The following is a 22,285-nucleotide window of genomic DNA, read 5'->3' on the forward strand; positions in this document are numbered from 1 at the left end:
GATCACCCGTGAGGCGACTCCTGTGTCGGGAGGGGAGCACGACAGTGGAAGCCCAGGATGATCTGCCCATGCTGCGTCAGTATCGGGCTTGGCTAGAGCCCGATTCTGACAGTCGTCGGGAGGAGTTCTTCGCCCGCGGCCTCATTGTCCTCGAAACGAATGTGCTGCTAAGTCTGTACGAATACACCCCGGCGGCTCGGGACGAGGTTCTGCGGACGTTGCAGCGAGTGAAGTCACGGTTGTGGTTGCCATATCAGGTGGGCCTGAAGTTCGTTCGGGGTCGGCATCGGGTACTCGACAGTCGCGCCCGGACGCTGAAAGCAGCGCCGAACACGGTCAATCAGAAGCTGGGTGAAGCACAGCAGGCGATCGTCGCTGCCCGGCGCCTGATCCAGGACTTGTTGATGCGTTACGGCCGGAACAACACGTCCGCTTACGCTCTCGACGAGGCGATCAGCGACGAGGCGATTAAGAAGCTGCTCACGCCATGGCGGGATCAGCTCCTCAACCATGTACGCGAGCTCAAGGAACACGACCTGAAGCCAGCCATGCTTGGCCACGGCGATGTCGTGCTGCAACGCGTGGCGGAACTGTTCGGAGTACGCATCGCACCGCAACCCCTCCCGGAGATGATTCGACGTCGCGTCGAGGAAGCCGAGTCGTACCGCTACCCGAACCGGATACCGCCGGGATTCAGCGACACGGACAAGGGAACGCCCCTGAGCTCAGCGGGGGACTACCTGATGTGGGAGGAGCTGATAGAGCACGCGGCGACTCAAGACTCCGTTTCCCGTGTGCTGTTCGTCTCAGCGGATGTGAAGGAAGACTGGTACGAACCAGCGGAACCAGGACGCGGGCCCCGCCCCTGGCCGATGCTCGCTGAAGAGCTGCATCTGCGGAGCGGCGCAGACCTTCGAGTCGAAACTCCACAGGGATTCTTCGAGGGAATCGAGAAGTTCCTGGGAGCGGAGATCGGCGACTCCACCTTCCAGGAGATCAATTCGGTGACTGAGGCTCCAACCACGACACAGCTCGTTGCGGATGTGGCTGCCCATGGCCAGCCGGATCTTGCTGACTATCTTCAGGCCAGTGGCCGGATGCTCGGCGACGTCTACCGCACAGGATCCTCGTGGAATCTCCTCCTACGCCGCGCCGGACTACTGGAGGGGGAGATGTCGGAAGAGGAACGGCAATTCACCCGCCGTATTGCATCCATCCTCCACGCTGACGATCCAGACCGTGTAGCTGCATACCAACAGCTGCTGGACGACGACGTCCCACCGTATGACCAACTTGACAGCCGTAACCAGGTGTACGCCCGCATGCTGCTGTTCAACCTCTGGCCGCAGCCGGAGTTCACTACCTGGCAAGCAGGAATCGAACTGCTGCGTTCTCATCGGGCTGTGCGTCAAGAACTGCGGGTCGTACTCTCGCTGACTCAGCCACGTCGTCCGCTAGGCCCTCAGCTGCGTCTTGGAGAGCAGGAGCTGTTGCCGCTTCACATTCACGCCGCGTACAACCGGGCGGAGATCCTCGCGGCGCTCGGCTTGTGTGACCTGGGCGGCATGCTGCCTGGTCAGTTCGCTCAAGGGGTGGCATGGTGCAAGCACCTCAATACGGATGCGCTGCTGGTCACCACGAGCCGGGACTACACGGAGGCGAATCTGCCCTTTCTCGGTGATCGACTCGACGGAACACAAGGTGGCGATGGCGCCCTCAGTAAGTCCTTGTTCCGCTGGGACTCCCAGAGCGCGACTGCGGAGGACTCACCGGTGGGCCTCCGCTATCAGTCGTCCCACTCACACGTCCTGCTGTTTGTCCGTCGGCAAAAGCGATCCGCTTACAGGGGTGCGGAGCCCTGGATGTTGATAGGGCCGGCCGACTATGTCGAGCACGAAGGAAGCAAGCCGATGCGCGTGTTGTGGAGGCTGAATTACCCGCTCCCAGCAGACGTCTGGGCGTACGCCGCGAAGAACTAACCCAACCGTCTGAGGTGCGGAGCAGAGCCGTCATTCGGCAATGGGCTCGGCCGATGTAGAGGAGTATTCCGTCCCTGGAACCCTGTTCCCGCTCTCGGTGACGTCCGCGTCGAGCAGACGATCGCCGACCTCGGTTTCATGCGGGGCGGCACAACCACTGAGCACGCGGCCCACTGGCGCAGGAACGGGTTCGGCACCTGGCTGTTCACCCCGGCAGTCTCCGGCTGGTAGCCGAAGAAGGCACCGCAAGAGGCCCGACCGGTGCCGATCCTCGGTGAGCCGTGGCCCGGTATTCCGACACGCAGGCGCGGTGCGAGTTAGGTTTTGGCGGAGGTGGCCAAGGGCGTCATGCGGCGCAAGCCGGACACCCTCGTCGAGGCGCTGACCGGCAGCCTCGGCGAACACCAAGCGTTCCTTGCGCGGACCATGCTGGACCGGATCGACGCCTGCACCGCGACGGAGAACCGTCTCAGCGATCACATCGACCAGCAGATGGCGCCGTTTCACCGCAGGGTCGAACTCCTGGTGACGATCCACGGCGTCAGCACCCGTGCCGCCGAGGTGATCTTCGCCGAGATCGGCGCGGACATCACCCGCTTCCCCACCGGCCGGGGACCTGGCCTCGTGGGCGGGGTCTGCCCCGGCAACCGCGAGTCTGTTGGCAAATAGCCCCCGGAAAGACTCGGCACGGTGATCCCAGGCTCAAGGGCGCACTCGGCCAGGCCGCCGTGTCCGCCGCCCGCACCAAGTACGCCTATTTCGCCGCTCGTTACCGATGCGTCACTGCCCGCCGGGGCAAGGAACGCGCACTGGTCGCCCTGGAACACTCCATCCTCGTCAGCGTCTGCCACATGTTCACGAACGACATCGGGTACGCCGACCTCGGCAGCGACTACTTCCTCCACCGCAGCCGCCCGGCCCGCCAGACCCGGCGGCTCGTCAGCCAGCTCATCTAACTCGGCTACCTGTGCCACATAGTCCACCCGCGCACCGCTCACATAATGCGGCTGATCTGATCGATCGGACCAGTGGCTAGTCCGTGAGCGTAGGCTGCAGTTGGCTGTGGCCACCGTCCGTCACCGCAAGGTAGTCCGGGTTAGGGATCATCTCGCGATGCAGGTACCGCAGGTCCGCTCCGCAACGCAGCGCGAGCTGTTCCTGACGCGTTCGATCGGCCGTGGAGACAGTCTCGCCGTTGCGGGTCGTGATGACGATCGCGGGCCGCTCCGTCGAGTCGATGGCCTCGTTCAACGCGGCCCAGACGAGGTCACGAAAGTTCCCGGCGCGACCCCAGCAGATGTATCGAGTGGCATCTTCGGTGACGGCATAGCAGTGGTTCGGCTTCTCCCCAACCGAATCGGGCTTCATCACCCAGCCGCTGCCGCATGCCGCTCGAACGATTTCCTCCGGACCCTGGAACCGGTTTACCGCGTAGCGGACATAGTTCCCGATCCCCTCCTGCGCTCGGGCGTACTCCTTCATGGGGACGTCCTTAATCCAGACCCTGGCGTCCTTCTCCGGCCCGTAGGCGAGCAGGACTCCGCCGACCTTGGGGTCCTCGATCCATCGCCGGTACTGGTGCGTCTTCTCGGTGTTGCTCAAGAACTCCCAGTCCATGTCATTGGCCTGCTGGTAGATCTCGATGAGAAGGCGCTCGCGAATGGGTGCGGGCAGCGGCTGCAAGGGCACGGTGCTTACTCCTGAGGGGCGCGGGTGGCGGGGAACTGGAGTCGGTGCTCGTCATACGCGGTCTCAAGACTGGCCGCGTCCTTGATCCACTCGTCCATGAGGGTCGCCACCTTCTGGTCGCTGAAGTCGACGTTCGACGGGGTGACCTTCGCCAAGGTCTCAATCTCGCCGTCCCCGTCCAGTGCGCGTTTGAGCTTGAGCGCGGCAGCGATGCGGCGGAGGTCGCTGACGAAGTCCAGCACCGTGACTCGCTCTTTTCCCTCGCTCAGTCGGAGTCCTCGCCCAAGCTGCTGAACGAAGATGCGGCGAGAGTGAGTGACTCGCGCGAAGCAGAGGATATTCACGTCCGGTACATCGACCCCCTCGTTGAGGATGTCGATCGCCGTCAGGATGGGCACGTCGCCGGCCCGGAAGGCGAGTAGACGGTTCTGCCGCTCCCTTTTGGCGAGTCCCGCGTGGATGGCGAGGGCACCTGACCAAGGGGGGGTGCGCCGCAGCATGTCAGCGAGCCGCTCGGCGTGTTCGATAGTGCGGCAGAAAACGATGGCCCGCGGATTACGCGTGGCAGTCCATGCGGAGGCCAGTTCGTCGCGGATAGCTTCATCCCGCTGCGGCAGGAAGAGCTTGGCGTTGAGCTCGGCGAGTCCGTACGAGTGGTTGCTGGCCTCGCGGACGATGTCCCAGTCGATGTCGTCGACGAACAGGCGGTAGTCGACCTGAGCGAGGTAGCCGCGCCGCATGCCCTCCTCGATCCCCAGGCTGAAGCTGGGGGCGCCGAGCTGATGAGTGATGTCGTGCCTGTCACCGCGCCATGGGGTCGCCGTAACTCCCAGGTGCCTTGCCGAGCTTAGGAGTTCCAGCAGTTCGACGTACTGGCCTTCTTCGCCCACGTGGTGGGCTTCGTCGATCATGACGAGGGCCGGGCGGTAGCCGAATCGCGCGGCCGACAGCGCCGAGCCGACCGTCGCGCAGGTGAGGCCGGACAGATCGTCGGGGCGGGTGTCACCCGTGAGGAGCCGCGTCGGGACATCTTTGGGTAGGTGTCGCCAGAGCGCCCGTTCTAGTTGCTGGACGAGGTCTTTCGCGTGCGCGACGACCAGGACCTGGTCCTGGGGAGCTCGTCTGAGGTGCGCCGCGATCGCCTCGCCTCCGACGACCGTTTTACCCAGGCCGGTGGCTAGCACTAGGAGTGCGCGACCCGAGGCATCGAGGTCGGCGGCCAGTGCCTGGAGTGCCTCGGTCTGGTACGGCCGTGGCGTCACTCGCCCGAAGCGGGGCGGTACCCGGTCGAAGCTGGTTGTCAGGTCCGTTCCGCCCCACAGGAGGATCGCCGGACCTAGGCGTGCCAGGTTCGCTACCCGCTTCCGAGCCTCAGGGCTGAAGCGGGTGTTGGTGACGACGACGGCTTTGTGGGCGCGATAGTGATCCCGAGCGCGAGCGACCTCGTCCACCGCGTCGGCCCCTACGGCTCCGTGTCGCTTCCACTTGCACTGGATCACCCAGGTTTCGCCCTTATGGAGGGCGAGGATGTCGCCTCCCTCGTCACCGGAGCCGTCGATGTTGGACACGTCGGAGAAGCCCAGGTGCCACAGGAGTCGTTCAATGCGGCGCGGGAACTGCAGTGGGCCGGAGTCCAACAGGGAGGCGGCGTCAAGGAATCGCATTCCGTCGCTCTCCCTATGTGTTGTCGGCGAGGTCGCGCGCGATGAGTCTGCAGCTGATCCTGATCCGGGCCAGTTCCTCCACGTCTAGGCGTGGGCGGTGCTGCTCCAGGAGCGCGAGGTCCCCCAAAGGGTTGATCAGTCGTTCCACGACGAGCGCTCGGGCGCCGGGATCGCTCAGAGCGATGTACCCGCGCTTGAAGACGCACCCGTCGAGGAAACTCTCCGGAGAATCCTGGATGATACGGATGACCGCGCTGGCCGGGACATAGCGAATGAACTCACCGCTGGAGATCGCGTCGTTCCAAGGTGACACTCCGCCGGCCTCAACCGCGAACCGGCGCTCGGCGTCAGCTCGTTCATCCTTCGTGAGCAGCAGCCAGTGCACCGCGGGGTTAGCCGAAACAGGCGCCACCATCGCCAAGCGCACCTGTTCCAGAAGCCTCTCCGACTCCTCCGCCGTCGCCGCCGGCGTCAGTCGAGGACTGGAGGTGTGGCTCTTGAGCTGTGCCACGATCTCGCTCAAGGGCATCGACACGATGTTCGCCCGCACCCGCATGAACTCCGCGACCTCGACGAGTGCAAGGTCACGCATGTCCGCCCCATGCTCGCGGAAGAGCGAGTGGCCAGTGTCGACGAAGACATCGAGGTGCGGGGCTCGGACCATCGAGACGATCACAGGTGCGGGCCGCTCGTCCTTGGTGACGAGGTTCTGTCCGCGGACGGCCCAGGCCGTCAGATCCACGCGGCCCAATTCTTCAAGGTAGTACGGCCCTGTCAGGTCCACGATGGGGTCGGCGTTGTCTCGGTATCGCTGGAGCCGCTGATCCAGCGTCTCCGTCGGCGCGATCTCGTCCTTGGGCGGTTCTTGACCAGCGGTGGTCGGGCCTGTCGCGCTCGGCGCCGCACCGTCTTCCAACTCGTCATTCGGGTCGAGGAGTCCAGCTCCGAACCCGGGGAGGATGTCGTCGTTCTCCGGTTGTGGGTCGACCGCTATCGGGTTGTCGTGCTGGTAGGCGGCTCGGTACCACACCTCGTCGGTTTGGTACTCGTAGCCGCCCATCCGCATCAACCCAGCCCACTTCGCCGCCGTCTCGTGGAGAGGGTTACGTCCATCGCCGGGGATCAGGTAGTTGAGCCCCGGGTCCTGGCGACGGAAGCCCGCGTAGAGCAGGGCGAGAGGGCTGCGATTCTCCGGCAGCCCAAGGTTCTTGGCGATCTTGGGGCGCAGAGGGCTTGTCCCGCGGACCTCGCGCAGGACCTGACGCCATTCGGCTGTCTCGAACTCGAAGGCGGTCTTCTGATAGTTCGGAGTAACGTGGTCGCAATGGATCTCACCGACGATCCGGCCCATCTGCACGGCTCCGGAGTCGATGGGGTACTCCAGCTCCGCCTCCGCGATGTCGTCCTCGTCTTTCCAGAAGAAGACACGCTTGTCCTTGAGCATGATCTTGCGCCCGTTACGGAGGAAGTCCAGCCCGTAGTCGGTGCGGTGGAGGTAGCGCTGGATGCCGAGCCAGCCCCAGATCCTGCGCTCCCGCAGTTCCAGGCGGTCCTGTCCGCATTCCTCGCAGTGCTCCGCGTCGGCGGTGCTCCAGTAACCGCACGCCATGCACGCCTTCTTGGGGCTCAGAGTACGGTCGATCTTCTGTACAGCATGGATCTCCACGCCCTGGCGGGTGACGGTTCGCTTCTCGTCCCAGACACAGGGCAGGCGCGGCCTGACCTTCTTGCCGTTGAGCGTGAGTAGAAAGCCCTTCTCCGCCAGCAGATAGCTGTAGACGTCCCCGAGCTTCTCTCGGATCACGGTCTGCGTTTGAGGGCGACAGAGCGTGGCGTACTGCTCCTGCTTGAGCTCGCTGATCGTGACCGTGGTGCCGTGCTCGTCGCGATTGGCCTTAGGCACCAACCGGTATGGCGCCTGGTACTTGGAGGAGTTAGCGATCCTAGACAGGTCCAGGGTCACCTCGATCCAGTCCGGATCGCCTGCCCGACTGGTGCGTACCGTGGTACGCCGACCGAGCCGGGCCGTACTGATGTTGAAGCCCATGCCGAACAGGCCGAGGGACCCATGTCGACCGTTGCTCGTCCAGCCCGCGCTAATGGCGTTGGTGACTGCCTCGAGGCTCATGCCCCGGCCGTTGTCCTGCACCTTGATCTCAGCTGTCGCACGCTGTGAGTTCGCCGGGGGGAGAGAGACTGCGACCGACGGCCGGTCCACCGTTCCGCCGGCCGCCTGGAACTCGTCGAAGGAGTTGTCGACCAACTCGGCCAGGCACTGCCAGTGAGAGAACTCGATGTCGCCCAGCACACCCAGGATGCGCGGATGTGGCGTGACATTGATGTACTGGCTCTCGGTCACAGACAGCCCCCGTCTTCGTCGTGAACAGATGCGTAGCAGGCAGACGCGAAGGCGCGCCCACCAGTGTCTCGGCGCCCCCACCGGCCCCGGTCCGGTCCATCCACCAGCATGGCGTCAACCCTAATGGGCGGCACCGGTACCTGTGGGACATAGATCTCGAAACCCCTGCTGGAACCCGCTCCACACCTCGCCACGGCGCGTGCCCCATCAATGCACCCCGTGCAAGGCTCGCCTCGTGTTCCGGGACCCGCGCGAGTCATCATCGATGCGAGCGGCCGGGTGTAGATCCCTTTGGGGATTGTCGCCGGGGCAGGTCTCGACACGGGGAGCGCCAACCTTGCGTACAGCGATGGTGACGGCCGCGTCGTTCTGCGCAAGTTGACCGAACGCCATTGACGACCTGCTGCAGCGCGAGGAGCTGTAAGCCCAGCTAGCGGGTCACCCGGCGGACCGCTGAGATGACCCGTCTCGCCACCTCCTCCGGTACCTCGTGCTCCCAAGCCCGGATGACCTTCCAGCCCGCCTCCTCCAGGATCCGGTTGGTCTCGGCGTCCCGCCGCTGGTTCTCGGCGAACTTCTCCGTCCAGAAATCCTTGTTCCTCGTGGCTGGTCGATGATGCTCCGGACAGACGTGCCAGAAGCAGCCGTCGACGAAGACTGCGACTCGCGCCTTCGGGAACAGCACATCCGCGCTACGCCGGAGGCCCTGGATCGGCGGTGCATTGACCCGGTAACGAAGCCCTTCCTTGAAGAGGAGGGACCTGAGGACCTTCTCGGGCTTCGTGTCCCTTCCGCGGTTGCCTTTCATGGAGGCACGGACTGCCGGGGTCGAGGCTGTCGAGCCCTCTGGCAAGGTCTCCTCTCTCAAGAGGCCCTTAGCCCAGGCCAGCCGCCACCCCGCGGCAAGGTTGGCCTCACGGGTGTCGTGTTCGACCTCACCCAGGTAGCGCTCCGGGGACCTCCTCCCGTCGCCCCAACGCAGTGACGCGCGGATGCGTCGCGTCTTGGGCAGGACCCTCAATGAGACCGAGGCGTGGGCCACGCGGCCGTCACCCAGGTCGACCTCACGCCGATGTCGACCGCCCGCCGCTTTGTCCTGCTCGGCCGAAAGGACCTTCCGAGTCCTCCCCGGGCGCCCTTTCCAGGCACGATCGGGAGGCAACTTGTCGTTCCAACGACTCTGAGGCGGCTTCGCCACATCACTCACGTCCTTGACCCGACGCCGTGTCGAGGGCCTTGGCCACCGCGTCGGCGAATACCGCGCCGAGCTTCACCGGGACCGCGTTGCCGAGCTGCCGCATCTTCTCCCCACGGGGTCCTTCAAGCTTCCAGTCGTCGGGGAAGGTCATGACGCGGGCCGTCTCGCGCACGGTCATGTACCTGTGCCTGTAGGTAGTGCCTCCGGGCGTCTCCAGATCATCGGTCAGCATCACGGACTCCCCGCCCGGGACGCCGTGCACGCCGGCCTTCACCGTCTTGGCGGGACGGTCCAGTTCATTGGGCGTGTGGCCCTTATAGATCCGAGCGCCGGGCCAGCCGATGTGATCGGTGAACCCACCGGCGCGATACTCATGGCGGTCAAGCCTGTCCCAGTCGATCTTCGGCAGGGGCTTGCCCTCGTTCTCGTCGATACCGGCGATGGCGTCCCGGAAGGTGCGCCAGGGCTTCGATTCGTCCGGAGTGAGCGAGATGTCCTTACGGTTCCCTGCCTTGACCCTGGCCATAGTCAGGGCGCGCACGTGATCGGGGACTTCAGGATGGCGTTTCCAGTAGGAATCGTCGAGCATGGACCGGAATAGCGCCTGCTCGGAGTACCGGGGAAGCACGTCCTCCTTGAACTGGTCGATGTCGACACCGAGGTCCTCCCGGAAGGCGACGATGATGATGCGGTGCCTGATCTGGGGGACCCCGTAGTCGGCGGCGTTAACTCGCGTCATCACCACCTTGTAGCGCTCCGACGGGTCGTCGGCGGTCCTGCGCCCGGCCTTGATGAGGTTCTGATCGTGCTCATGCCAAGGAATCTCGGGATCGCGTAGCTCGAAGGGCATCGCCATCTCGCGCAAGATGTAGTCGAGGTAGGGCTTGAACGATGGCCTGAGCAGTCCCACGACGTTCTCGCAGATAACGGCCTTGGGCCGGATCTGACGCATCGCCTTGAACATCTGCGGGAACATGTTGCGCTTGTCCTCGTCCCCCTTGGCGATCCCTCCAAGGCTGAACGGCTGGCACGGCGGGCCGCCGGCGAGCACATCTACACGTCCGCGCAGGTACCTCATATCCAGGCCCTGGACGTCCCCCGCCACCAGCGGCCACGGCTCCCCGGGATCGGGGATGCGCTCCGTGTCCCCTCGGGGCTTCGCCCCGTTCGCCTCCAAGGTCTGACACGCTCGCGGGGCGAACTCGTTGAACAGCAATGGCCGGAAGCCCGCCCCGTGGACCGCCATGGCCAGGCCGCCCGCTCCCGCGAACAGCTCAACCCCGGTGCGATCACGCTTTGGCTCTTCTTGCAGTTCAGACATTGCAAAAGCATACCGCGGAAATTGCGACGCATGTAACCACTGTTGAGGAAAATCACCTCACTCCCGTGGGTTGCCGAACGTGGCTGGAGTGGCGAACCCAATGCCCTCGGCGGCGATGACCGATTACGCCTCACGAGAGGTCGACCACTGTTCTCTAGGGCCGATGGGCTATACCTCATACCGGCCGAGCGCCGACCGGTACCGCACAGGTTCGGACAGGCGCGGACGTCCCGGGACCGGGGGGTCATCGGCGGAGGCATTTCGATCGATGAGTCTCCAAAGCCGAGGCGCATGCCGTCTGATAGTGGAGTCGGCGTCACGCCCCGCCGTGTCGGTCCACGGAGCGGATCCTCGTCGATGGGATCGCGCGAGCGACAGACGCCCCCCTCGCGCGATCCCGTCGACGGAGCCGTTTCAACGACTATCAGTAACTGCCAGGGTCCCGCAGCGATTTCACGGTCGCGGCGGCCTGCCACGCCAGGCCGCGAACAGCCCCAGCCCGACACTGGTGACCGCGGTGAACGCCTCGGCGCCAGCGAGCATGAAAACGCCCGCCGCCAAGGTGATCAGGATCAGCAGTGCGGCCAGGTCGAGCACCCGCTCGTGGAGCGGCGCCTCGCGCGTCGGCCCTGCCGTGGGGACAGTCTGAGGAACGGACGGCGCGGTGGTCTCTTCGATCTCATCCATGCGTTCAGCACACCAGCCCCACCCGCCAAGCCCCATGCAGCACGAAGGGACCCGGATAAGCTCGATCGCCGCAGGCCATCGTCGGACCGCATGGCCCGTCGGGCGAACACGGACTATGTACGGTGGGGTTCGGCAGAATTCGGTCCTGTTCGGCAAACCGCGTCCTACGCTGAGGCCCACAGGCCATCGGGGGAGCAGGGGACATACGTGGCGCATGAGGACGCTTCCGGTACCGCGTTTCAGCGCGAGCTCGCGGACTTCGCCTCCAATCTCCGGAAGCTGCGGATCGAATGCGGTCAACCCGCTCTCGCCGACATCAGCCGTACCGCACCCCGTGGGAAGTCGTTGTCCGGGTCCGCGATCAGTGAGGCCCTCAACGGGAAGCGTCTGCCCAGCCTCGACTTCGTCGTAGGTCTCGTCCGGACGCTACTCAGTCTCGCGGGCGACAGCCCCTCCCCGGTGGGCCGTGACGATCCACGTGTCGAGTCATGGCGTATTGAATGGACCCGACTCGCGACCCTACGTGACGAGGCCCGCCACGCACCCGCGGCACCGGAATCGATGCCGGTCCCTGCCGTTGTCGGCCCCTCGCTGCCCTCAGACCCCACTGTGCCGGTCCTCCGAACCCGGATCCCGGTCACGGGCCCACCTGTGTCGATGGGAAACAGCCCGCACTTGGGGTACCGCCCCGCGCCACCGTTTCTGCCCCACCCTGGTTTCGTATGGTCAGTGGCGTTCTCCCCCGTCGGCAACCTGATAGCCACGGCTGGCGCCGCTGGGATGGTGGCGGTCTGGGACCCTGTCACTCACCAAGCGCTCGGCGAGCCATTGATCGGCCACGAGAAGACCGTGAGATCCGTCGCGTTCTCCCCCGACGGGGCTCTACTGGCCAGCGCCAGCGAGATCGGATCGGTGCGGCTCTGGGATGCGACGACCCACGAACCGGCCGGGGCACTCCCAACAACAAACCAGGACGCCGTCACCGCGGTCACCTTCTCCCCGGACGGCACGTTGCTGGCCACCGCCAGCTTCGATCGCACGGTACGTCTTTGGGACCGGTACACCTACGAGGCGATCGGCAAGCCGCTGACGGGCCATACCGGCCCCGTCACGGCGGTCGCGTTCTCCCCTGACGGCAATCTGCTCGCAACCGGTGGCTTCGATGGCATGGTGCGCCTATGGGACCCGGCAAACCACCAAGCGGTTGGTAAGCCCCTTATCGGTCATACCGGACCCGTCAGATCGGCAGTGTTCTCGCCCGGTGGCAATCTGCTCGCCACGGCCAGTGACGATGGCATGGTGCGTCTGTGGGACCCGGCTACTCACCAGACCGTCGGGGCACCCCTCACCCGCCACACCGGCTCCGCCACAGCCGTGGCGTTTTCCCCCGGCGGCAACCTGCTCGCCACCGCAGACGTCGATGGCATGGTGCGTTTGTGGGACCCGGCTACTCACCAGACCGTCGGGGCACCCCTCACCGGCCACACCAGCAACGCAACCGCAGTAGCGTTTTCCCCCGACGGCAACCTGCTCGCCACCGGTGGCTTCGACCGCACGGTGCGACTGTGGGAGGCCAATGCCCTATCAGCACCAGTCCCGATACAAGGTGCGCGACACGATGACGATCCCGGCGAGAACCCGGTCACGCAGAACGCTGAGCTGCGCACTCGACTCAACCACCTGACTGCGCGTGGCCTCGCTAGTAGGAGTGTTCTCACCGCGCTCAAGAACGGCGAAGCAATCTCCCTGGCGCCGATGATCGGACACCGCGACGCGGTCTGCGCAGTGGTGTTCTCTCCAGACGGAACCCAGCTCGCGACTGCCAGCGCTGACGATACGGTGCGGTTCTGGGACCCAGCCAACCGACAATCAGTCGGCAGACCCCTTACCAATCACCGTGACTCCGTGAGCGCGGTGACGTTCTCTCCCGACGGCACTCTGATCGCCACTGCGGACCGTGGCGGCGCGGTACATCTATGGGATGCCGCGACCCGAACTTCGGCAGGCAGCCCCCTGGCCGACCACCCTGGCCCCATCACGTCGGTGGTCTTCTCTCCCACCGGGACCCTCCTCGCCGTCGCCGCCGGCGACGGCGACGTAAGGCTGTGGGTACCGACCACCCAACAAGCTGCCGGTGCGCCATTGATCGGCCAACAGGGGCTCGTCACTGGGGTCGCGTTCTCCCCGGACAGCAGGTTGATCGCGACCGCCACCGACGCCGGGACAGTACGGCTGTGGGACTCGACGAGCCGTACACCCACAGGCGAACTCTTGGAGGGCCATAGTGGCCCTGTCGGCTCGGTGGCATTCTCCCCTGACGGCAGCCTGATCGCCACCGCTGGCGATGACCACTCAACACAGTTGTGGGACGTGACCACTCACCAGCCAGTCGGAAAGCCCCTGACCGGCCACGGTGATGCTGTCGCGGCCCTGGCTTTCGCTCCCGACGGCGGCCTGCTCGCCACCGCCAGCAACGATCGCACTGTCCGCCTTTGGGATCCGGCCACACATCAGCTCGTCGGCGAGCCTCTTGTCGGCCACCACGGGGCAGTGACGGCAGTTGCCTTCTCCCCAGATAGCTCCGTTCTCGCCACTGCGAGCGTCGACCGCACCGTTCGATTGTGGGTGCCTCCGCTTGCAAGCAGCCTTGCCGCACCCCATGGTTGACCGGACAGGTACCGGACGCGGCCTGGCACAACCGCGACTCTGGCCCGGTAAACCACTATCACCAAACCCTCGAAGAGGGCCTGCGCCGCCTCGGCCACTGAGCCCCTACGCCCTTCTACCTGCCGATCCTCGAGCGTGGATCACTTCGAGGGACGAGCCGCAGGGTAGGGCTCATCACATCAGTGACGTGCGCACTGCCTCGACCAGCGGTGCCGCACGCGCATCGTCAGAGCCGCTGATGATGTGGTTCATCACGTAGCCGAAGGCGATGCCGTGTTCCGGGTCGGCGAATCCGAGGGAGCCGCCCCGTCCGGTGTGGCCGAAGGAGTGCGGCCCGGTCATGGGGTTGCCCTCGGTGGGCAGCATGTATCCGGAACTGAAACGGCTCGGCGCCACCAGTACCTGGTCCATTCCGCTCGACTGCTCCTTGGTGGCCGATGCGATCGTCTGTGGGGTGAGCAGGCGCACGCCGTTCACCTCGCCGATCAGTGCCGCGTACATGCGCGCCAGTCCTCGCGCGGTGGCGATGCCGTTGGAGGCCGGGAGTTCCGCAGCCTGCACCTCGGGGGAGTCGAAGTCGATCGCCGCCGGGTCGGTGACCATGTACGCCCTGTTGCTGAAGGAGTTCGGGTCGCGCCACGCCGCGACCTGTTCACGGAGGTCTTCGGGGATCGACTCCGGTGGCAGGCTGGTGAAGTCGACGTCCGGCTTCCGGTGCACCATGCGGCTGACCCGGTACCGTTCGCTCGGCGGCAGCCCGATGAAGAAGTCCAGCCCAAGTGGGGTGGCGAACTCGTCGGCGAAAAAGCGGCCCGGTGAGCGGCCGGACACCCGGCGGATCAACTCGCCGACCAGCCAGCCCCACGTCCGCCCGTGGTATCCGTGCGCGGTTCCTGGAGCCCACACTGGGCGCTGAGCGGCCAACGCAGCGGCCATCGGGTGCCAGGCCAACGCATCAGTGAGCGGCACCGGTTGGTCCAGCGTGACCAAGCCGGCCTGGTGGGACAGGAGCCAGCGCACCTGGATGTCCGCCTTGCCGTTCGCGGCGAACTCCGGCCAGTACTTGGCCACTGGAGCGTCCAGGTCGAGCTCGCCCCGCTGGACCAGCAGATGCGCGGCGCTCGTAGTTGCCCCCTTGGTCGCTGAGTAGACCAGTTGGAGAGTGTCGCGTTGCCACGGGCGACGGGTGTCGGGATCGGCGACCCCACCCCACAGGTCTACCACTGGCTGATGAGCCCCTTCGGGGGCAGCACCTGCGCTCCGGTGTGGGACCGGATCAACCCCAGTGTCTTTCTCCGGAGCGGCGACCGCGTAACCCGTGTGCAGGCGGCCTTCCGAACGGCGTACGACCTTCCGAAGGTCAGCACCATCGCCGTGGGCACGGATGAGCCCGCCCACCTGGGCGAACTGATGGCCGCCCTGACCAGCAAGGTGGACGAGCGGGCCGTTCGCGAGTACCGGGACCTCATCCGGTCCCGGTCACGTGATCAGCCTGCTTGAAGCTCCGCGACGACTCGCTCCACCATCTGGCGCGCGGGCGCCAGCCGGGGGGCCTGTGGGTGCGCGTCGGGCCCAAGGATCTTCGAACACGCGAAGAGCGTCATCAGCTTGCCGTCCCGGCTCTCGAAGTCGTGGCGTCGCTCGTGCCACACGCGATCGGCCAGAGCAGGGACGGCGAGCGAGCTGCCCCACAGCGAGGCGGCATCCAAGCCGCGCGGCGCGTTGCCCCAGTCCTCCCAGTCGAAGAGAGAGAACGTCGGCGCGGTCATGTTGGCCCAGTTCAGGTCCGCGTGGGCGGGCACCCAGCGCTCGACGGTCGTGTCGAGGTCGTGGGTGGGGGCGACGCTGCGGACGGCTTCAGTTACGAGAGCCCGCGTGATGGTGATGGTGTCCGGGGTGGCGATGCGCCGCGTTTCCTGGGCCGCGAGCGCGTCCAGCGAGGCGTTGAACGCCTGCCACCACGAGTCCTGCAGTCTCGGGTCCTCGCTGAGGATCGCGTTGCCGATGGGTGGACTCGGCAGGAGATCGGTCTCGTCGGCCCGCCACATCACGGGTTCGTCCGCGTCCCGCCAGACCACGCACCCCCGCCAGATGGGCTGGGCAATGCCTTCCAGACGTGCGGCGCACTCAGTGCCGTTCCAGCCCTGCACACCGATCTTGTCGAGCCCGCGCCTCTCGACACGGATCCATGTCCGCCGGTCCGTACGCGCTCCGACCGAGCGGCGTTTACGTACCACCGTCGCCCGGTCCAGCTCGACTTGAAGGGATCGCTCTACGTGATCGAGAACGATGTCCACCGATTCAACTCGCAAGTCAACGGCGCGCGCCGAAGGTGCCGAGAGCGTCATGCGGGCGACCGTAGCACCGGCACGACCAACTCCATGCCCATCTCAGCGAACACAGCAGGCCCGGGACAGGGGCGTTGATAGCGCGACGTGGCCACGACCGCAGCCCCCTGCTTGACCAGCATCCGGCTCGCGATGACGCGGCGCTACGGCCAGTGGTGGAGGACGCGGCGATGGGCAGGTGGGAGAGCGCCCGGGATCTGCTTGCCGCGACGGGACCGGACTGGGACCGGAGGATCTTCCGCCTCCAGATCCTTGCCGAAGCGGGGGCGCGGCTCAGGTTCGCCGACACCTGGGCCAAGGCCGAGCCTCGCTCTCCGCACGCCCTCGCTCTCCTCGCGAACGTGCAGGCCCTACGCGCGATGATCACCGGACGCAGTGCCGGACGACCTCTGATGGAGGAAGCCTGGTCCACCTGTCACACCGCTCTGGACGCGTGGCCCCAGGACGTGGCGCCGCTGGTCGTCATGCTCGCGCTACTTCGCACCCACGCTCCCGATCGGGACACGCTCTGCCACGTGTGGGAGGAGATCAAGCAGCGTGACCCGTGGAATCGCGAGGCGCATCACGAGGTCATCACGTACCTGCTTCCCCGCCATCACGGCAAGCCAGGTGAGGCGGCCTGGTGGGCCGAGGAGCAGGCATCCATCGCTCCCCAAGGCTTGCCCATAGCGGCCTTGCCCCTGGTCGCCCTGGCGGAAGCACACCGGTCCCGCCAGGAGCAGGACCAGACGTCATACGGCCTGACGATCCACCCCTGGGTCGACTGCCCGCAGATCGATCCGGTGTTGGAGCGCTGGTGGCGCTACCGAGCACCGCAGCCTCACGCCTGCTTTGCCGACGACGCCAACTACCTCGCCCACGCCCTCTCGTTCGCGAACCGCCACCACGAGGCCCTAGAGGTCTTCGACGCGATCGGCCCGTACGCCACGCAAGTGCCGTGGTCGTACTGCGGCCAGCCCCGCGAGCTGTTCCTGCGGCACCGAGGCTGGGCCTACAGCCCTCCGCGACGCCGACACCGCTGAGTATCCGAACCATCCCCCTTTCACGTACGAAGGACGGAACCCCAGTGCCTCTCGATGTCTCCCGCGTCTCCGACGAGGAACGCCTCAAGCAGCTCGGCTACCAGCAGACGCTGTCCCGCTCGATGTCCGGCCGCGCGAACTTCGGCGTCAGCTTCACGATCATCTCGATCCTGTCCGGCTGCATGACCATGTACGGCTACGGCATGAACACCGGCGGCCCGGCGGTGATCATGTGGGGCTGGTTGTTCGTCGGCCTCATGACCCTCTTCGTCGGGCTGTCGATGGCCGAGGTCTGCTCCTCCTATCCCACCAGCGCCGGCCTGTACTTCTGGGCGCACCGCATGGCTCCGAGACGCTCGGCGGCGGCCTGGGCGTGGTTCACCGGGTGGTTCAACACCCTCGGCCAGATAGCCGTCACCGCGGGCATCGACTTCGGCGCCGCCAACTTCCTCAATGCCCTGCTTGATCTTCAGTTCGGATACGCCGCCACGCCGGGGCACACCATCACGCTGTTCGGGATCATCCTGGCCCTGCACGGTGTCCTCAACACCTTCGGCGTGCGCATCGTCGCTGCCCTCAACGAGGTGTCCATCTGGTGGCACATCCTCGGCGTCGTCGTCATCTGCGGCGCCCTGGTCCTCATCCCCGACCACCACCAGTCGGCCCACTTCGTCTTCGGCGAGTTCGTCAACAACACCGGCTTCACCTCCAGCGCCTACGTGATGCTCATCGGGCTGCTGATGGCGCAGTACACCTTCACCGGCTACGACGCCTCGGCCCACATGACCGAGGAAACGATCGACGCGGCCACCGCCGGCCCCAAGGGAATCGTCCGCTCGATCCTCGTCTCCCTCGCGGCCGGATTTGTCCTCCTCTTCGGCTTCACCTACGCCATCGACTCCTACACCGGCGCCCTCGAATCGAGCACCGGCGTGCCCCCGGCCCAGATCCTCATGGACGCCCTCGGCGCGGCGGCCGGCAAGTGGCTGCTGCTCGTCATCATCGTCGCCCAGTTCTTCTGCGGGATAGCCTCCGTGACCGCCAACTCCCGCATGATCTACGCCTTCTCCCGCGACGGCGCGCTGCCCTTCTCCCGGACGTGGCACAAGCTCCACCCCGGCACACGCACCCCCACCAACGCCGTCTGGCTCGCCACCGGCGGTGCCTTTGTCCTCGGCCTGCCCTACCTGTGGAACAGCACCGCGTACGCGGCCGTCACCTCTATCGCGACCATCGGCCTCTACATCGCGTACGTGATCCCCACGTTCCTGCGGCTGCGCCTGGGGAGCCGGTTCGAGCGCGGCCCCTGGCACCTCGGCTCCTGGTCCACCACGGTCGGCACGATCGCCGTCGCGTGGGTCGTGGTGATCACGGTGCTGTTCATGCTGCCGCAGAGCTCCCCGGTCACCGCAGACACCTTCAATTACGCGCCGATCGCGGTCGGGGTGGTCGTCGCCTTCTGCGGTGTCTGGTGGCTTGCGTCGGCCCGCAAATGGTTCCTCAACCCGGGCCACCCCCGCTCATGAGCGGGGTGGCGCGCTAGTAGGCCGCAGCGGAGGAGAAACGGCTATGTTCCGCCCGCTTGTGCGGTCAGCGCCGGCGAGCAGCACTGTTCGCCGGCTTGGCGCCGGGTGTGCTGGTGCCGGAGACGGGGTGCTGCATGGTGGCCTGGGCGCGAGGGCCGGGGGCGTGGCGTTGGCCGAGGCGTTGGATGCGCCAGGTCAGGGCGCGGGCGGGGTTGCGGGCGTCGTCCAGGGTGCGTTGGCTGACGGCCTGGTCGAGGATGGTGGCCGCGTTATGCCCTGCCTTCTCGGCCTCGGCCAGTACTGCGGCCAAGGCATCCCAGGCAGCGTCGTCAAGGATGCGCTCGGCGTAGGCGGGCACCGCCTTATGGACGTACCGGGCAAGGCGATGCTTGGTCTGCAGGCTGGGTGCGTGGCGGGCGAGGTTGTCCAGCACCGGTGGGGCGATCTGCGCGTACGCGGTCTGCAGGTGGCGGAGGGCCTGTTCGGCTGCCGCCTCCTGCTGGGCGTGCTGGCGGGTGCGGTGCCAGTGCCGGGCGAAGGCGACCGCGGTGTCGATCAGCATCGCCAGGCCGGACCCGTCGCCCACGGATGCGGGGTTGCGCCAGATCGCCTGGACGCTGCTGCGCAGAACGCGGGCGCTGGCGTCGTCGGCGGTGATGCGGGAGCGGGTGGCGCGCTCGAACGCCGCGGCGGCCCGTTCCAGTTCGCTCCTTACCCCGGCCGGTGCGGTGAGCGGCAGCAGGTCCAAGGCGGCACCGAGTGCGACGAGCTGGCCCTGGGCGGCAGGATCGTCACCACGGGTGAGGTGGTGGGGGATGCGTTCGGTGGCGGCGGTGGCCTGGTGCCACGGATTGTCCGGCGGGATGGGGGCGGGCGCGGAGCTGGTGTGCGTGAGGCGCTGGCGGATCTTGGGCAGGGAGAGGTCGCTGGCGAGGGTGGAGCCCGCGTACCAGATGGGTTCGTCCTGCTTATTGACGTCGCCGGGCAGAGCGACGCTGTAGCCGATCACGTCGCCGGACGGCTCGGTCTTCGGGCGTACGTTCACGCCGGTTGCCCCCAGGAAGGCGAAGAACTCAGCTTCGCTGGAGACGGCGGCCACCGCGCGGCGTACCCGCAGGCGCAGGATCTCGCGGGATGTGACGTCCTGGTCCAGGCGCTTGGCCTTAAAGTGCTCTTTGCTGGTGGGGCGCTTGGCGGCGGTGCCATCGCCCGGCTTCAACCGCCGCAACCCGTAGTCGATTTCGATCCGGCGAGCCTCACGCTGGACGGCGCGTTGGTCGTAGCCGCGCTGCGGGCGTCGGCCGTCTTGGCGGACGAGGGTGGCGGCGATGTGGATGTGGTCGTCGGCGTGGCGCACGGCGACCCAGCGGCAGGCTTCCTCGTCCCCGGTCGGGGCGATGCCGGCGGCGGCCACGATGCGGCGGGCGATGTCTGCCCACTGGGCGTCGGTGAGGATGGGGTCTTCGGGTGCGGCGCGGACCGGGCAGTGCCACACGGTGTCCTTGGGCGCCTTGTCGCCGAGCATCTGCACGGGCTGGTCGAGCTGGGCGACAAGCTGCTTTTCCACCTCCTTCGGGTCGCGGTGGGGGCTGCGGCCAGGGTCAGGGGCGAAGCCGTTCCAGGACGCCACCAGATGCGGGTCGGTGTGCTCATTGGCCCGGCCCTTGCCGAAGAGGTAGCCGATCGTGCGGCGGGTAGCCTCGGGACCCCCGCCAAGGATGATCTTGGGTATCACCGTCTCACCGGCCCTCTGTGATCTGGGAGACGGCGGTGTCCACGTCGGCGATCGACGCCTCGACGCGGTCCAGGAGCCGCTGGACGGTGTCGGGGTGGGGCCAGGCGCCGTCCTTGTTGAGGTGCCGTGTGAGCTGGTTGAGGTTGTTGCCGATCTTGCCCAATTGCCCGTTGGCGGCCATCAGCGCCTTAACCATGGCCCGGTAGTCGGCGACCGCGGCTGTGGGGTCATCGGAGCGGGCGGCGGCCAGCGAGCACTCGGCGACGTAGCCGCCGGGCTTCATACGGCTCAGGGCGGCGGCGTTCTTCACGAGGGCGTACTCGTCGTCGTTGTAGCGGGGATGGACGCGGTGCTCGCGCAGCTGCTTGTCACGCAGACGGCGACGCGGTGCAGGCTGCTGCGGCGCGTTCGACGACGGCTCGCTTGTTCCTCCCTCGGTCGGCTCCCCCGGGCCGGCCGACTCCGGTGCCCCCTCGGCGCCGGAAGCCTCCGCCCCCTGTGGGGCGGAGGCCGGGTAAGGACTCCTTACCCGACAACTTGCTGCGTGTGTGACGGGGGTGATGGTCGACTGCTGCTGAGCTGTGAGGGGTTCGTGGTGCTGGTCGTGCATGCGATGGATCTCCGTGGGGTGCTGGTACTGGGTGCTTGGCTGTGTGCGGCCCCCGTGTCCCGTGTTTGTCAGCACGGGACACGGGGCGGGGCGAGTGGTGCGTTGGTGGGGGTCAGGCCGCATCGGCCGGGGCTGTGCTGAGTTCCCTCTGTGGCTGGGGGGTGGCCTCGTCGGGGCTCTCCAGAGGCTCGGCCTCGAAGCCGTCGTCCACGACGGGCTCGGCGTGACCGGTCCGCTCGGCCCGCAGCTGGTCGCGCACGATGCGAGCGCGCTTCTGGCCGACACGTAGTTCGGTGCGCAGACGCTCGGCGGTCAGCTCGTCGTCTCCCCAGGCAGCGGTCAGGATTCGGGCCTCGTCGAGGGCTTCGGCGTCGGTGCGGGAGCGGGTGCGGTCGGCGGTCGACTCGGTGGTGGCGGGGCCCCGACCGGTCGCCTGACGCGGGGCGGCGCCGGTCGACTCCGCCACAACCGACCGGGGCGGTCGGGCAGCGCGGGCGGGGGCCGACTCGTCGGTCTCGGTCGGCCTCGCCACGGGCGCCTCGGTGACTTCCACAGAGGTCGACTCGGCCAGCTGGTCGAGGCCCGATTCGGCCTGGTCAGATGCCGACCGGGCAGCCTGTTCACTGGCTGCCTGACCGGCCGACTCGTCGGCTTGTCGGTTGCCCGACTGGGCCGAGGACACTTCGGCGGAGTCGGCCGACTCGGGGTTGTGGTGCAGCACCTTCGCCACGAGGTCCGACCCGAAGTAGATCGACCCGACCGGGAGCGAGGTCGCCAACAGCACCAGGGCCCAGTTCGCAGGCTCTCAGTCGGCCAGTCGGCCCCACCGGATCGACGAGGTGTGCAGGGCCGGAGCAAGGCCGTGCACGTAGTTCAGAAGGAGGCTGGCGATCGTGTAGGCCGCCAGAACCCGCAGCGCGAACTTCCGGTCGGGACCGGTCAGCACGAGCGTGGCGACCAGTGCAAGGGCCATCAGCCCGTCGACCACGATCGGGTAGAGCAGGGCGGCGGTGGAGTCGGCGCCGATGGCGCGGGCCACGTCGGACAGCGCGTTCCACGAGACGCGGAAGGCCATGAGGACGACTGGCACCAGGCCGACGACCAGGGTGATGCGTCCGTTGCGGTTCACGCGATGCTCGCCAGTGGGTGCGGGTGCCCGGCGAGCATCGCCAGGATCGTCATGTTGGTGAGGGCCTCGTCGTCGGCGGCCGGAGCGAGCGGTAGCAGGGTCACTGCCTGCATGGGTGCTGTGGTTGCCGCGTATGGCTGCCGGTGCGCTCGGGGCAGGGAAGTGCAAGGCAGTGGGCTCCAGGGTGGAGAGGTGGGGCCTGTGGGGCGGGAGTGAGGGGCGTGCACGCGGGCCGTTCTGAAGAGGGCTCCGCGCGTGTACGCCTGGGCGCATGTACGGCGTGGATGCTCGCGTGATCGCTCCGCGCGCACCGGTAGGGATTCAGCCGACGGCGGTGAGGCATCGGACGGT

At 66.8% G+C, this 22,285-nt stretch carries 16 protein-coding genes and 3 pseudogenes; 8 read left to right on the forward strand and 11 right to left on the reverse strand.

The genetic code is table 11. The features are described 5' to 3' along the window. Positions 1–44 precede the first annotated feature (44 nt). The 4 genes and pseudogenes from C9F11_RS22710 (at position 45) to C9F11_RS22725 (ending at position 2,935) form a co-directional block, all read left to right on the forward strand. The gene (locus C9F11_RS22710; RefSeq protein WP_138961008.1) at positions 45–1,979 is read left to right on the forward strand and encodes a DUF3427 domain-containing protein; all 1,935 of its coding nucleotides are present in this window, start codon (positions 45–47) and stop codon (positions 1,977–1,979) included. Between the two features lie 102 nt (positions 1,980–2,081). Continuing rightward, positions 2,082–2,297: pseudogene (locus tag C9F11_RS48740) on the forward strand (LacI family transcriptional regulator); the annotation flags it as partial. Between the two features lie 15 nt (positions 2,298–2,312). Further along, entirely contained in the window at positions 2,313–2,648 is a 336-nt protein-coding gene (locus C9F11_RS22720; RefSeq protein ID WP_138961009.1) for a transposase, read from the forward strand. A 59-nt stretch (positions 2,649–2,707) separates the two neighbouring features. Then, positions 2,708–2,935 (forward strand): hypothetical protein, encoded by a 228-nt coding sequence (locus C9F11_RS22725; RefSeq protein WP_138961010.1) that lies wholly within the window; start codon positions 2,708–2,710, stop codon positions 2,933–2,935. 76 nt (positions 2,936–3,011) lie between these two features. Here C9F11_RS22725 and C9F11_RS22730 read toward each other — a convergent pair whose 3' ends face one another. From C9F11_RS22730 to C9F11_RS47475, 6 genes are all read right to left on the reverse strand, one after another. Beyond that, entirely contained in the window at positions 3,012–3,668 is a 657-nt protein-coding gene (locus C9F11_RS22730) for a hypothetical protein (protein ID WP_138961011.1), read from the reverse strand. Positions 3,669–3,673: 5 nt separating this feature from the next. Next, on the reverse strand, positions 3,674–5,332 hold the full coding sequence (locus tag C9F11_RS22735) for a DEAD/DEAH box helicase family protein (protein ID WP_138961012.1): 1,659 nt from the start codon (positions 5,330–5,332) through the stop codon (positions 3,674–3,676). Between the two features lie 13 nt (positions 5,333–5,345). Beyond that, positions 5,346–7,691, reverse strand: coding sequence for an ATP-binding protein (locus tag C9F11_RS22740; protein ID WP_138961013.1), 2,346 nt, complete (start codon positions 7,689–7,691; stop codon positions 5,346–5,348). 430 nt (positions 7,692–8,121) lie between these two features. After that, positions 8,122–8,733: a very short patch repair endonuclease gene (locus C9F11_RS48745; protein WP_249401842.1), complete on the reverse strand. Its 612-nt coding sequence runs from the start codon at positions 8,731–8,733 to the stop codon at positions 8,122–8,124. 157 nt (positions 8,734–8,890) lie between these two features. Continuing rightward, positions 8,891–10,210 (reverse strand): DNA cytosine methyltransferase, encoded by a 1,320-nt coding sequence (locus tag C9F11_RS22755; RefSeq protein WP_138961014.1) that lies wholly within the window; start codon positions 10,208–10,210, stop codon positions 8,891–8,893. Positions 10,211–10,663: 453 nt separating this feature from the next. Continuing rightward, entirely contained in the window at positions 10,664–10,897 is a 234-nt protein-coding gene (locus C9F11_RS47475) for a hypothetical protein (RefSeq protein ID WP_171075819.1), read from the reverse strand. Between the two features lie 657 nt (positions 10,898–11,554). On the opposite strand from C9F11_RS47475, the gene C9F11_RS47480 reads away from it, so the two are divergent. Next, positions 11,555–13,564, forward strand: coding sequence for a WD40 repeat domain-containing protein (locus tag C9F11_RS47480; RefSeq protein WP_346347455.1), 2,010 nt, complete (start codon positions 11,555–11,557; stop codon positions 13,562–13,564). Positions 13,565–13,738: 174 nt separating this feature from the next. Here the strand turns inward: C9F11_RS47480 and C9F11_RS22765 are convergent. After that, positions 13,739–14,794 (reverse strand): annotated as a pseudogene (locus C9F11_RS22765) (serine hydrolase domain-containing protein); the annotation flags it as partial. Here C9F11_RS22765 and C9F11_RS48750 point away from each other — a divergent pair. Continuing rightward, positions 14,735–15,064, forward strand: coding sequence for a hypothetical protein (locus C9F11_RS48750; RefSeq protein WP_346347468.1), 330 nt, complete (start codon positions 14,735–14,737; stop codon positions 15,062–15,064). The pseudogene C9F11_RS22765 and the gene C9F11_RS48750 overlap by 60 nt on opposite strands. Here the strand turns inward: C9F11_RS48750 and C9F11_RS22770 are convergent. After that, a complete protein-coding gene (locus C9F11_RS22770; protein WP_138961016.1) occupies positions 15,052–15,912 on the reverse strand; it encodes a hypothetical protein in 861 nt (286 codons plus the stop codon). The two genes, C9F11_RS48750 and C9F11_RS22770, sit on opposite strands and share 13 nt — an antisense overlap. A 170-nt stretch (positions 15,913–16,082) precedes the next feature. Between C9F11_RS22770 and C9F11_RS22775 the strand changes: the two genes are divergently transcribed. Beyond that, positions 16,083–16,934 carry a hypothetical protein gene (locus tag C9F11_RS22775; RefSeq protein WP_138961017.1) on the forward strand — a complete coding sequence of 284 codons (852 nt, stop codon included), beginning with the start codon at positions 16,083–16,085 and terminating at the stop codon, positions 16,932–16,934. Between the two features lie 44 nt (positions 16,935–16,978). After that, positions 16,979–18,460: an amino acid permease gene (locus C9F11_RS22780; protein ID WP_249401843.1), complete on the forward strand. Its 1,482-nt coding sequence runs from the start codon at positions 16,979–16,981 to the stop codon at positions 18,458–18,460. Between the two features lie 64 nt (positions 18,461–18,524). On the opposite strand, the gene C9F11_RS22785 is transcribed toward C9F11_RS22780, so the two are convergent. The 3 genes and pseudogenes from C9F11_RS22785 to C9F11_RS22795 form a co-directional block, all read right to left on the reverse strand. Beyond that, positions 18,525–20,195: a relaxase/mobilization nuclease domain-containing protein gene (locus C9F11_RS22785; RefSeq protein ID WP_138961018.1), complete on the reverse strand. Its 1,671-nt coding sequence runs from the start codon at positions 20,193–20,195 to the stop codon at positions 18,525–18,527. 4 nt (positions 20,196–20,199) lie between these two features. After that, on the reverse strand, positions 20,200–20,571 hold the full coding sequence (gene mobC, locus C9F11_RS47485; RefSeq protein ID WP_171076110.1) for a plasmid mobilization relaxosome protein MobC: 372 nt from the start codon (positions 20,569–20,571) through the stop codon (positions 20,200–20,202). 346 nt (positions 20,572–20,917) lie between these two features. Next, positions 20,918–21,934: pseudogene (locus C9F11_RS22795) on the reverse strand (DUF2637 domain-containing protein). Positions 21,935–22,285: the final 351 nt, after the last annotated feature.

Origin of the sequence: Streptomyces sp. YIM 121038 (genome assembly GCF_006088715.1) — a bacterium.
In the GTDB taxonomy this organism is placed as follows: domain Bacteria; phylum Actinomycetota; class Actinomycetes; order Streptomycetales; family Streptomycetaceae; genus Streptomyces.